The following is a 12102-nucleotide window of genomic DNA, read 5'->3' on the forward strand; positions in this document are numbered from 1 at the left end:
ACGTTGCTGCTAATTGCGATGCCTCCGGAGGTCCGGCCGGAGGGCTTGATCGAGGGTTTGAAAGTGACTCGCTATCCGCTGGTATTCGGCGCTGACGGCTGCCGACTCGACGTCGATCGCGTTCCAGACCGCTGAACCAACCTGCAGTTCGGTGCAGATGGCCTCGGCTCGCTGCAGACCAAGCAGCCAAGCCGCTTGGACCCGCTCCAGACCGCTGGGGGCCGCTTTCTTAGCCGCCGACCACATCATCAGGCCGACATTCATGAGGCGGACCGCAGGGTGCGGATGGGCGGCCCGGCCGTAGTCCCGAATTCGCGTCGCCAGCGGGTCGAATAGCAGAAACACCGCAACGGCAGCCAAGGCCAGCGACTCGATGGCCTCGGTTGCGGTTTCGAATGGGTTTGCGGCATCCAGTCGCTCAGGGAGGCGAAGCCAGTCCCTCGTCAGCACGAGGATGGCATGAGAATCGGCGTTGAACTCCAAGGCCTGCAGGTCGAGTGCCTCGTCCGCCGCTGGGGGGCCTCCGGACTCCAATTCCCTGAGTGCGGCTCCCCTGCCCCGGGTCTCGAGGAACTCGATGTGTCCGTTGGCAAGATGTCCCATCTCGTGAAAGAAAACGAAGTCCACGGACAGGATAGCGAGACGGTGGGCGTATAACCTGCGGGCCTCATCCAAAGGGAAAGAACTCGGCGGCTCTTGCAGCAGGGCGGCTCCTTTGAGGGCCGTCTTGCAGGGCTGCCGCCAGTCGCAGGCCGAAAGGGATGAGATCCACTGCATCTCCCTTGAGCAATCGCCGACCTCGGGCAGCACCTTGGGATGAGATAGGAGCATCGAGAAGAAGGTCTCAAGGTTCAGGATTGTGCCGACATTCAAACCGATAAGGTGCGTGCCTCCGTAACGGGATGCGGTGGCATTGAGATGTTCATTTGCCACCAGGTCAAAATGAAAGCGTTCCAGGAAGGGTTTGTGCAACGGCGACTTTCGAAGTACCTTGACGTAATGCCAGTATCGAAGGCGATACCATTGCATCAGGTCATCCCGCTCCTTTAACCGCCCCCCATCCTGGCGGAATGCGGCATCAAACGCGGCCAGGTGCGGAGGATGGGCTTCTTCCAGCGATCCTGGGAACGACGGGATTTCACGCATGCCGGACCTCCCATGGGCCTTTCAGCAGCAGCTATTCAACATCGAATTCTCCGGCTCTGGCCAGAGCAAAGGCGGTCCCGATGTTGGGGTCTCCGGCCAAGGGAACCTCTCGCGTGGGCGTGAAGATGCGCACCTTGCGGGCCTGACCGGACTCGGGCGTTCTTCATGCGTGCAACTCCTGACCGCTGGCTCCTCGCCTTCCGGCGAACCGCTGTCAGCATCTATTCTGGCATAGCCGATTATGAAATGAATATGTTTGAATCGCGAGTCGCCCGGAATGATTCTTATGCCGACGCCTCATTGCAACGCAAAGAGCGCCAAGTGGTAGTATCCTGCGGTCCTTTAAATCTGAGGAACCGAATGGGCTTTGACGAGTTTGCTCAAGTTGAAAGGTTGGGGCGGAAAGAGCTGCGCAAGCTGCAGGACGCGCGGCTGATCGAAATGGTTCGGCGCGCGGACCGGGTGTCCTTCTACCGCCAGCGCTTCCGTCAGGCGGGACTCAAGGTGGAGGACATCGGCTCGGTCGATGATCTCCCCAAGCTGCCCTGCACCCGCAAGGACGACCTGCGCGGCCAGTATCCCTTCGGGATGTTCGCGCTGCCTGCAGAGCGCATCGCCCGCATTCATTGCTCCTCCGGCACTACCGGCAAGCCCACGGTTTCGGGCTACAGCCGGGAAGACCTGCAACTGCTGGGAGAAGTCAATGCCCGCTCCCTCTATGCGGCGGGCGCGCGTCCCGGAATGACGCTGCACAACGCCTTCGGCTATGGACTCTTTACGGGCGGCCTGGGGCTGCATGCCGGCGCCGAGCGGCTGGGAATGACGGTGGTGCCGGTTTCCGGAGGCATGACCGACCGCCAGATGACGCTTATCGAGGACTTCAAGCCCCAGGTCATCTCCTGCACCCCTTCTTACGCCCTCACCCTGGCCGAGCGCTTCGCCGACCGCGGACGCTCGCCCCAGGAACTCAGCCTGGAAATCGCCGTCATGGGCGCCGAGCCCTGGAACGAAGCCACCCGCGCCCAGGTGGACGCCGGACTGGGACTGCGCTCCACCAACCTCTACGGCCTCTCCGAAATCATCGGCCCCGGAGTCTCGCAGGAATGCCGGGAGGAGCGAAACGGCAGCCACATCTGGGAAGACCACTTCTACCCGGAGATTCTCGACGCCCTCAGCGGGGCCCCTGTCGCCGACGGCGAGGAAGGCGTGCTGGTGCTGACCACTCTCACCAAGCGGGCCATGCCCCTGCTGCGCTACTGGACGGGAGACATCACCTCGCTTAACCGCCAACCCTGCCGCTGCGGACGCACCCACGTCCGCATGGCGCCCGTGCGAGGACGCAGCGACGACATGCTGATCGTACGCGGGGTCAACTTCTACCCCTCGCGGGTGGAGGAGGTCCTGCACGAGTTCCAGCAACTGACGCCTCACTACCAACTGGTGCTCAGCCGCGAGGGGTCGCGAGACCTTGTGACCCTGCGTGTCGAGCCTGCGCCCAACCTTCCCCAGGCCGCCCGCAGCCAACTGGTCGGACGCCTGGGGTCCAGGCTGAAAAGCACCCTCGGACTCACCTTCCGCGTCGAAATCGCCGCGCCTGGCCAGGTTCCCCGCAGCAGCGGCGGCAAGCTCTCCCGAGTCGATGACCGCCGCCCGGCTTGAAGCGTCCGCTACTTCTGGCCTTCCAGCCTTCGCTCCTGGCGGATCTCGCCGATGTGGTAGTAGGCGATGATCTCTCCGATGGCGTCGCCCTTGGGGTAATACCACTCGCTCACATCGAGCTTGAAATCGCCCTGAACGGCGGTGTAGCGGACGCAGGCCTTGCCCTGGTCATAGATTTCATCGTGTATTTCGAAGCGGTAGCCGGTGAACTTGTCCTGGTTGGTCTTCACCAACTCGAGGTAGGCGGCCTTGCCGTCGACGGTGCCGAAAGGGCTGGTGTGCTTGAAATCATCGGATACGGGCAAGTGGAGGTAGTCGCCCTCCCTCCATTTGTCAAACCACTCTCTGACCAGGCTCTTCAATTCCACCTGTCTCTCCTCTCTTTGGGGCTCCTGGGACGGACTCAGGTTCCAAGCTGCGACAGCCTGGTTTCGCACTCGGCCACGCCTGCGGCTACGCCAGCGCTTTCATAGAGGCGCCGGGCCTGCGACCACAACTGCCGCGCCGCTTCCACCTCTCCCTGGTCTTCCTTGAGAAGGGCCGCCGGACGCAAAGCGTTGGCATGAGCCAGCGGCGGAGGCTGCGCTGCGCCACCGTAGAGAGTCAGCGCTTCCTGATAGCAGGAGTCGGCCTCCTCCAGGCGTCCGGCCTCGCGGTGGAGGTCTCCGAGATGCCTCACCGTGTGGGCCAGCAAGAGGTCGTCTCCCTCCTGGCGGCTCAAATCCGCGGCTTCCTGGCACAGGGGCAAGGCGCGCTCGCTTTGGCCCAAGTCGCGCATCACCTGCCCCAGCGAGTGGAGGGCGCGGATCAGGTCAACGCGGGCACCGCTTTGGCGGCTCATCTCGATGGCCCGGAGCAGGCCCCGCTCCGCGTCTTCGAGGCGTCCCAGGCGGCGGGCCTGCCAGGCTTTTTCGATGACTTTCCTGATGTTGTCCATCTGTCTCCATGATCGGGCTTTGGGCTGCCCCCTCGGAGTTGCCGACCCCTTTATCCTAGCGCGCTATTCCCCGGGCTGTACATTCTCCGGCTCGCTTTCGATTCTCAACTCGCTGAAGTTGACGGCCAGCGGACGTGCAAGGTCTGTGAAAAGGGCGCCACCAGTACGATCAGCGGTATGTCCCGTTCCCTCAGTTGCCGCTGCAAGCGCTCGAAGATGAGGGCGTTCGCTCTCCAGGACCGGCGAACCGCCTCCGGCTGATGCTGGCGGGGGATGAGGGAGTAGATCACGCCGGGTATTCGAGGCCGGCTCGGCGGGCTTGCTTGACTCCGGGCCCTTTGGCAACGGACTCGACCCGGTGGCGGAATCCCGAGGGAAGCACGCCTTCCACCGCCTGCCCCGCCATGGAGAGCCCGCCGGGATCAGAGGTCCATCCATAAACCTCGTGATAACGCCACTGGGGACTGGGGTTGAGATCGTAGCCGCCAATCCGAAGCAGCAACTCGGTCAAGCCCAGCGAGAAGGCCGCGGAAGCCAAGGCCAGCAGGACCTTGGCCCTTAACGAAACGCTCGGTTTCACGACTCTTATCCCTATATTCTGAGCGGCTCCCGACCAAAGCAATAATGCCACAAGGCCGGGCTATCGGCTCTCAGGAGTTGACCTGTTTGTGAAAAAGCCAGCCGACTTCCCCATGCAGCCGTCTTGCAGCATTACCTCCATCGCCGCAAGGATGCGCCTCCCACCAGGCCGGTGCCAGGGGTGAAGGCGCAGCCAGGTCCGCCGGCGGGCGGCCTCCAGGCCTCCATCCCATGCCAGCCGGACGGCCGACTTGCCAAGGGTGCAGGATGAAGGCAAGATGCCTGAATGGGCCGCACGCAGCATTCTGATTGGAAGCAGTCCTGGGAAGTCTTGGGCGATATCTCTCCCCGCGAACTGGCGGCGGCGCGGTTGGAACTGCATCACGCCGCTCAGATTGTCGCGGCGCTGGGCAAGACTTATCTGGAGCCGCGTCCTGACGACAGCCATCCCAACCTGGGGTGGGTCGAGGACGGCTCGTTGCTGGCCGGACACGTCGTTCCCGAACTGGGGTTGCAGGCGGCGCTGCGGGTGCCCTCGCTGACGCTGCTGCTGCGCGATGATCAGGGCAAGGTGTTGGAGGAGCTTCCTCTTCAAGGACAGCGTGTCGATCAAGCCATGGATTGGCTGGCCGCCAAGGTCGCATCCCATGGCGGCGGCAAGATGCGTCCGCTGACGCCTACGGGATATGACATCCCTGAACATGACGTCGCGCGGGGCGTGCCCTTTTCGGCCGGAGGCCAAGCCGAACGCAGCGAACTGAGCCGTTGGTACGCCAATGCCCACCGGGCTCTCGCTGGCATGGCTGCGGGCTACCGAGACGTTCCGGTGCGGGTGTGGCCCCACCATTTCGACATCGGACTCCTCATCGTCATCGACCCCACCCTGCCCTCCGAGGAAGCGCCCTCCATCGGGGCCGGCATGACGCCCGGCGACGACTCCTATCCCGAGCCCTACTGGTACCTCAACCCTTATCCCCTCCCCAGCTTCGAGGACGTCTCCCAACTGCCCCCGCTGGAAGGCCAGGGACACTGGCACACATCAGGGTGGTTCGGAGCCGTGCTGGCCGGCTCGCATCTGGTCAAGACCACCGGCCGCTTGCAGCAGGCTGAACAGACCGAGGCCTATCTGCAGTCCGCCTTGAATGCTGCCCGCCGTTTGTTGGGCAGCCAGCGCGAGGAATCCTAGCTAAGCTGCCATGACCGTCCGGTTCCTGGCCGTGGCCGCCTTGGTGGGCTCCTCTGCCGTCCACCCGGCCGGACTCCAATAAAACCGGCTCCTGAACCCCGGTCAGCCGGTCCGGGACGGTTCGCTTCCGGCTGGGGTACAATTGCCGGGCCGTGGTAGGCTTGGGGCGGCCTGCACAGGGCCAACAGACATTGAATCCGTCTTCCGGCCGCCGATGACGAGAGGTCGAGGGATGCGAAATCCAGGAAAACGGGAGGATAGTGAATGCGATCGATAACGGGACGCTTTTTAGCCATGACATCTGTAGCTTGCCTGACCTTTGGCTGGGTCCTCGCCAAGGGCGTCATTCAGGTGCGCTGCGTCGACGAGGCGGGGCAGCCGATCAAGGGAGTCGAGGTCATCGTGCGGCAGCCGGCCGGCAGCTACGTCAAGCAGAACAAGACCAACAAGCGGGGCGAAGCCGAATTCAAGAACGCCGAGCAAGGCTACTATCGGGTGATCGCCCGCGGGGACGGTTACGACCCCGGTCTTCGCGACGTCTTCGAATTCAGCGGCGAGGGCGAGATGACGGTGGACATGACCCTCAAGCCTGGAAGTCCGGACAAGAAACTCTATTTGGAGGATCCCAGCATCCAGCAGGAGGTCAATCAACTGATCATTGACGGCGCCAAGCTGATCCGCGAACGAGAAATGGACGCGGCCAAGGAAAAGCTGAACAAGGCCCTCGAGATCATGCCCGCCAGTCCCGACGGCCTCATTCAACTGGGGCTGGCCCAGCTCAACAGCCAGGAATGGGAGAAGGCCGACGCGACTTTTCAGGAGGCGCTCGACTTGCTCGAAATCTTCCAAAAACTGGGAGTCGGAGACATGAGCCAGAGGCGTCAGGAAGTGCTGGAAGTCAAACAGAGCATACCTTTCCAGAAAATCGCCTGGAGGTCGCACGAGTTGATGAAGGAACGGCGCTATGAAGATGCGTTGCCGGTGCTGCAAGAGATGATCGAAATGGCGCCCGACAACCCGGACGTCTACTACAGCCAGGCCATCGCGCTGGCTCATTCCGACCGCACTCAGGAAGCCAAAGCCGCCGTCGAGAAGGCTCTCGAGATCAATCCCAACGACCGATCCTACAAAGAGCTGCTGGGGCAGATCGAGGCCATCCTCGAATCGGGCCGTTCTTTGGAGGCCCAAGAAACCATTCAGGGCATCGAGAAGGAGTATCAGGAGGGCAACCACGAGGCGGCACTGCAGCAGATCGAGCAGGCCATGCAATCGCTAGACGAGCAGTACCACGGCCCGCTCTGGCTGCTCAAAGCACAGACTCATTCGCAACGCGAGCAGTACGATGCATCGCTGGCAGCCTACGCCAAAGCGGTCGAGACCAATCCCGACGACGCCCTGGCCATCAAGCGGGAAATGGCGCGCACCTGTTTCACCGCCGAGAAATACGAGGAAGGACTCGAGCTCTATCACGAGGTGTTTCAGGCCGAGCCGGAGGGAGCGGAGCAGAAGTTCTTCGAAATGGCTCAGGACTTCAACCGCCGAGGCGAGGCTGAACTGGCCGCCCGGGTCATGGAGAAGATCCTGGAAATCAACCCCGACTATCCCGAGGCCCATTTCGAGCTGGGGGTCTACTACTTCTACGAGAAAGAGGACAAAGCCAAGGCCCGCAAGATGTTCGAGCGCTATCTGGAGATCGGCGAGAGCGAAGACAACAAAGACAACGCCCGGGCCATCCTGGCGGTTATCGACCGTGACCAGTAACCGGGTGAAGGTGCGCTTGAACCAAGTGCGGCCCTGTTCAATCTAAGAGGAGACTAACCGCTACTGTCTTCGATGGAACTCGATGGGGCGAGTTGCGTGTGCAGCAAGACAGTCGACGAACCCAACACGTTTCTTTTCCGATGGTGATCTTATGCCGAAAAGACCACTCCGACTTGGTTCAAGAACCCGTCGGCAACCGACCTCCCTTTACCGGGCCGGCGGACTGCTGCCTTTACTCTTGTTGACCGCCCTGCTGTTGCCGGTGCGGGCCCTCGCCCAAGACCCGTCCCAGAGCGGAAAGGGGCAGGCCATCGCCTTCAAAATCCGCTCCAATGCCGTCATCGTCGATCTCATCGCGGTGGACGATCAGGGACGCTTCGTCACCGATTTGAAGGCCGACGAGATCGAGCTCAAGGAAGACGGGAAGAAGCAGGACATCCGCTACCTTGAACTGGTCGGCAGCCCTGATGAGGCTGGCGAGTCATCGGGCGCAGCAGCTTCCGCTCCGCCTGTCACGGCTCCGGCCCCTGCCGCCGCGGAGGAAGCGGCTTCCATCGCGCTGGTGATCGACGTGGGGAGCGTGGACCCCCCCAGCCTGGGCTTCGTCAGCCGCGCCATCTCCTCTTACCTGCTGGAGTCCCAATTCGCTGAGAACTCACGCTTCATGCTGGCTACGGTGGGGGGAGGAGTGCAAATCATCCACCCCTTCACGGGAGACGTCGAAGCCGTCACCTCATCCCTGCAACGGGTGCGCCCCTCCAACATCGCCGGCCAGCTCTCCTTTACCAACTTCCTGGAAGAGATCGAGCCGCTCTTCACGGGACTGCGGACGCCCGGACGCTCTTTGAGAGACCACCTGGAGGTGGCCGCCCAGGCGGTTACCGAGGGCAATGGCTATCTGGAAGTTCTGGCCGGCCAAGTGCAGCGGACCTCCAAGTCGATCGAACTTTTGAGCCGCCACTTGCAGCAGCTTCCGGGCCGCAAGCAGATGGTGCTTTTCACTTCGGGTTATCCCTTGGGAGGGCACAACGTGATCCGCGACGTGCTGCAAAGGCGCATCGACGCCAGCTTTGAACTCGGGCGTCCCACGGGCGACACGGCGGCTCAGATCAGCGCCGTGCTCTCCCGCCTCCGGCGGGTTGATACCACCTCGCCCATCAACGAGGCCATCGACCAGGCCAACCGCTCCCAGGTCTCCATCTACGCGGTGGATGCCAGGGGTTTGCTCACGGGCGTCCGCGATTCGCGGGAGATGACCGGTTCAGGAGGAACCATCAGTTCCATCCGCGGCGACCAGGTCAATCTGGCCCACCGCAATATCGCCGTTCCTCAGGACTTCCTGGTCGCGCTGGCCGACGCCACGGGCGGACTGACATTCATGAACCAGAACGACCTGGAAAGCGGCATCGACGCCGCTTACCGGGACTCCCAGCGCTATTACCTACTTTCCTACGAGCCCAGCAAGAAGAAGGGCAAGACCGAGTTTCGAAGGATCAACGTCAAGGTCAAGCGTCCTGGGCTCAGCTTGCGCTACCGCGAAGGCTACGTATTCAAGTCGGATGAGGAACTGCGCCAAGAGCAAGTCTATGAGGCTCTGGCTCATCCCCACCTCTTCAAAACCTTCGACATCGCCGTCGAAGTTACCCCCAAGGACGGCAAGCTGGAGGTGCTGACGGGCGTCCCCACTTCGGCTCTGGTCTTCTCTCAGGAGGGAGACCGCTTCCATTGTGCGGTGGAGATTTTCGGCGTCCTGGTTGACGAGCAGGGCAAATGGGCCACCGAGAAGCTCACCTTCGCCAAGAAGATCGACCTCAAGCAAAGCGCCCAGGAGCTGCAGCAGTTTCGACAGACCCGCTACGCCGGAGTGCAGGAAATGGTCAAGGTCAAGCCGGGCAATTACACGCTCATCGTCGTCGTCCGCCAGGGACCCTACGGCCAGATGACCTCCCTGACCCGCCCGGTCCAAATGGGCGGTTAGCGCTTTCTTGGGGGACCGGGGCTTGCCGTGCTGCCCGCTCAGTGAGAGAGGTGCATGGCGAGTTTCCGATCTCGTGTCCTGCCTAACGCGCAGGTTTTCAGGGAGTGCGGGGGTCGGCGAAGTAGCCGTTGCGGTGGCGGATGACCGCGCCGTCCAGCCCTGGAATCTTGACCTGAATGCGCCGGAAGGTTCCGTCCCTCTCGCGATTCTTAGGCGTATAGGTAATGGAGTACTGGTTGCGCAGGGCTTCGTTGATCTCGCGAAAAGCCAGCGCCATTTCGGTGGTCGAGAGGGGAAAGTAGACTTTTCCTCCCGTGCTCTCGGTCAGTTGCTTGAGAGCGTTGTCGCCTTCATGGTCGATGTCGGCGCCCAAGCGGGTGGTGGAAATGGCGAAGATGGTGGCCTCGGCCTCATAACAGATGCGCAGGGCCTGATCGAAAGTGGAGATGCTGGTCTGGTCGGCGCCGTCCGACAACACAACGATGGTCTTGCGTCCCTCCAGGTCGAGCATCTTCTGTTCGGCCACCAGGGTGATGGCGTCATAGAGGGAGGTGCCTCCGCCGGCTCGCAGGCCTTCGATCTCGCGGGCCAGGTCGTTGGGATTGTTGGTGTAGTCCTGCAGCAGCGTCACGCCGGTGTCGAATTCGACCAGCAGGGCGCGGTCGCCGGGCCGCATCACCGAGAGCACGAAGTCTGAAGCCACTTCTTTTTCGAAATCGAGCTTGATGCGGACGCTGGAACTGGTGTCGACAGCCATTCCGATGGTCAAGGGCTGGTCGGTCTCGGGAGCGAAGTTGCTGATTTCCTGGGGTATGCCGTCTTCGTAGACGACGAAGTCGCCGCGGGTCAGGCCGTCCACGAAGCTGCCGTCCTCTTTGCGGTTGACCGTGACATAGAGGTTTACGGCATCCACCGCCACTCTGATCGGCTCCTGGTCTTCCAGGCGCAGTCCTTGATCGTCCCCGGGCGGGTCTTGCCCGGGCGCCGCGGCGGTCCAGAACCAGGCGGCGATCATCAGAATACAGGCGGTTACGACCGTCTTTCGCATCGCCACATTATTCCAGACGCTCGAGAATTCGGGCAAGTTCATCGGGAAGCTCGCTGTCGAACTCCAAGCGGCGGTCGTCGCGGGGGTGCCGGAAGGCCAGATGGGAGGCGTGCAGGAACTGCCTTTCCAGTCCTTTCAGAGCACGGGCGCTGAGGCCGCGCAGCGGAAAGGGCCGGTTGGCCTTGTAGACGGGGTCGCCGGCCACGGGGTGTCCGATGTGTTCCAGGTGAACGCGGATCTGGTGAGTGCGTCCCGTGTAGAGGTGGACCTCCAGCAGTGCGAAGGGGCCGTGGGTGCCGAGCGTACGGTAGCGCGTCACGGCCATTCGCGGCCTGCGGCTGCGGGTCGACATGCGGGTGCGCTGGTTGGGATCGCGTCCCAGGGGAGCCTCGATGGTGCCCCGAGGCGGGTCGGGATGGCCGTAGACCAGCGCCAAGTAGTGCTTTTCCACCTTGCGCTTCTTGAACTGGCGCGCCAGCGCCTCGTGAGCCGATTCATTCTTGGCCACCACCATCAGTCCCGAGGTGTCTTTGTCCAGCCGATGCACGATTCCGGGACGGGCCGAGTCCTCGCGGCTGACCTGCTGAAAATGATGGAGGAGGGCATTGGCCAAAGTGCCGGTGCGGTTTCCGGCGCCGGGATGCACTACCAGTCCGGCGGGCTTGTCGACGACGGCCAGGTCGGGGTCTTCGAAAACGATGTCGAGGGGGATGCGCTCGGGTTGCAGGGTGGAAGGGGGCGCGGGCGGAGGGACGGCCCTCACCACCTCTCCCCGGCGCAGGCCGTGGCCGGCCTTGCGTCTTTCTCCGTCGACGGTGACGTGACCCTCGTCGATCCAGCGGCGCACGGCGCTGCGGCTGGGATCCTCCAGGCGCTGGGCCACGAAGACGTCGAGGCGGGTTCCGGCCTCCTCGGTCGTGATGGTCCAGGCCGACGGCGAAGGGTTGTCCATGGCGTCCTCGGCGCTTTAGGCCGCTCCCAGCCGTTTGCGCCGCGTCCAGAAGAAGTAGGCGGCGGCCGGGAAGAGCAGCAGGCTGATGATTTGGGAGGTGGAGAGGATCCCGTTGAAGTAGAGTCCGCGGGCCGCGTCGCCGCGCCAGAACTCGAGCAGGAAGCGAGCCGCCGAGTAGAGCAGCAGGTAGAGCAGAAAGACCTGTCCCCGGAAGTGGCGCCGGTGGAAGGTCCGCAGCAGGAAGAGAAAGAGCAGGAAGGCCGCCGCGGACTCGTAGAGTTGGCTGGGATGCAGGGGGACGTGCAACGGCACGCCCACGTTGCGGGCCGCGTATTCGCTGGTGAAGGTCACCCCCCAGGGGAGGTCGGTGGGCTTGCCGTAGTCGCATCCGGCGGCGAAGCAGCCCAGGCGTCCGATGGCCTGGCCCAGCGCAATGCAGGGCGCCGCCAGATCGGCGACGTTCCAGAAAGTGAACTCGGGGTGCTTGCGGATGAAGTAGGCGGCTCCCCCCAGGGCGCCCAGGAATCCGCCGTAGAAAACGCCCCCGGCTTGCAGGAACTCCAACGTGAAGATGCGTCCGGGGTCGGACAGGTAGAGGTCGAGGTCGGTCAGGATCAGGAGCAGCTTGGCTCCCACCAGGGCCGAGAGGATGATGATGAAGCCCAGGTCCCAGATCTTGGTGCGGTTGATCCCCTGTTTCTCGCCCAGACGGGCCATCAGTTCGATCGAAATCAGCAGCGCCAGCGCCAGCAGCAGTCCGTAGGTGTGTATGGGGACCGGCCCGAGATCGAAGAGCTTGGGAAACATGGCACCTTCCTTTGCGCCGCTTATTGTAACGCCATCGGGCTGGTGGCGG

At 62.8% G+C, this 12102-nt stretch carries 12 protein-coding genes and 1 pseudogene; 4 read left to right on the top strand and 9 right to left on the bottom strand.

Annotated elements, in window-relative coordinates; genetic code table 11:
* Nucleotides 1-9: 9 nt before the first annotated feature.
* Both VLU25_09985 and VLU25_09990 read right to left on the bottom strand, forming a co-directional pair.
* Nucleotides 10-1146, bottom strand: coding sequence for a hypothetical protein (locus tag VLU25_09985; protein ID HSR68260.1), 1137 nt, complete (start codon nt 1144-1146; stop codon nt 10-12).
* Between the two features lie 55 nt (nt 1147-1201).
* A pseudogene (locus VLU25_09990) lies at nt 1202-1282 on the bottom strand (PhzF family phenazine biosynthesis protein).
* Between the two features lie 224 nt (nt 1283-1506).
* On the opposite strand from VLU25_09990, the gene VLU25_09995 reads away from it, so the two are divergent.
* The gene (locus VLU25_09995) at nt 1507-2805 is read left to right on the top strand and encodes a phenylacetate--CoA ligase (protein HSR68261.1); all 1299 of its coding nucleotides are present in this window, start codon (nt 1507-1509) and stop codon (nt 2803-2805) included.
* A gap of 8 nt (nt 2806-2813) precedes the next feature.
* On the opposite strand, the gene VLU25_10000 is transcribed toward VLU25_09995, so the two are convergent.
* The 4 genes from VLU25_10000 to VLU25_10015 form a co-directional block, all read right to left on the bottom strand.
* Nucleotides 2814-3173: a nuclear transport factor 2 family protein gene (locus tag VLU25_10000; protein ID HSR68262.1), complete on the bottom strand. Its 360-nt coding sequence runs from the start codon at nt 3171-3173 to the stop codon at nt 2814-2816.
* A 35-nt stretch (nt 3174-3208) separates the two neighbouring features.
* On the bottom strand, nt 3209-3742 hold the full coding sequence (locus VLU25_10005) for a tetratricopeptide repeat protein (GenBank protein ID HSR68263.1): 534 nt from the start codon (nt 3740-3742) through the stop codon (nt 3209-3211).
* A gap of 104 nt (nt 3743-3846) precedes the next feature.
* A complete protein-coding gene (locus VLU25_10010) occupies nt 3847-4032 on the bottom strand; it encodes a hypothetical protein (GenBank protein HSR68264.1) in 186 nt (61 codons plus the stop codon).
* Nucleotides 4029-4322: a hypothetical protein gene (locus VLU25_10015; protein HSR68265.1), complete on the bottom strand. Its 294-nt coding sequence runs from the start codon at nt 4320-4322 to the stop codon at nt 4029-4031. Before VLU25_10015 ends, VLU25_10010 begins: the two co-directional genes overlap by 4 nt.
* Nucleotides 4323-4607: 285 nt before the next feature.
* Between VLU25_10015 and VLU25_10020 the strand changes: the two genes are divergently transcribed.
* From VLU25_10020 to VLU25_10030, 3 genes are all read left to right on the top strand, one after another.
* A complete protein-coding gene (locus VLU25_10020) occupies nt 4608-5507 on the top strand; it encodes a hypothetical protein (GenBank protein HSR68266.1) in 900 nt (299 codons plus the stop codon).
* Between the two features lie 264 nt (nt 5508-5771).
* Nucleotides 5772-7268, top strand: coding sequence for a tetratricopeptide repeat protein (locus VLU25_10025; GenBank protein HSR68267.1), 1497 nt, complete (start codon nt 5772-5774; stop codon nt 7266-7268).
* Between the two features lie 151 nt (nt 7269-7419).
* Nucleotides 7420-9246: a VWA domain-containing protein gene (locus VLU25_10030; GenBank protein HSR68268.1), complete on the top strand. Its 1827-nt coding sequence runs from the start codon at nt 7420-7422 to the stop codon at nt 9244-9246.
* A 97-nt stretch (nt 9247-9343) separates the two neighbouring features.
* On the opposite strand, the gene VLU25_10035 is transcribed toward VLU25_10030, so the two are convergent.
* Genes VLU25_10035 through lgt form a run of 3 tightly spaced genes read right to left on the bottom strand, consistent with a single transcriptional unit; the run spans nt 9344 to nt 12053 of the window.
* Nucleotides 9344-10294, bottom strand: coding sequence for a VWA domain-containing protein (locus tag VLU25_10035; protein ID HSR68269.1), 951 nt, complete (start codon nt 10292-10294; stop codon nt 9344-9346).
* 7 nt (nt 10295-10301) lie between these two features.
* Entirely contained in the window at nt 10302-11246 is a 945-nt protein-coding gene (locus VLU25_10040; GenBank protein ID HSR68270.1) for an RluA family pseudouridine synthase, read from the bottom strand.
* 15 nt (nt 11247-11261) lie between these two features.
* Nucleotides 11262-12053 carry a prolipoprotein diacylglyceryl transferase gene (gene lgt, locus VLU25_10045; GenBank protein HSR68271.1) on the bottom strand — a complete coding sequence of 264 codons (792 nt, stop codon included), beginning with the start codon at nt 12051-12053 and terminating at the stop codon, nt 11262-11264.
* Between the last annotated feature and the right edge of the window lie 49 nt (nt 12054-12102).

It is taken from the genome of Acidobacteriota bacterium, from assembly GCA_035471785.1.
In the GTDB taxonomy this organism is placed as follows: domain Bacteria; phylum Acidobacteriota; class UBA6911; order RPQK01; family DATIPO01; genus JANQFM01.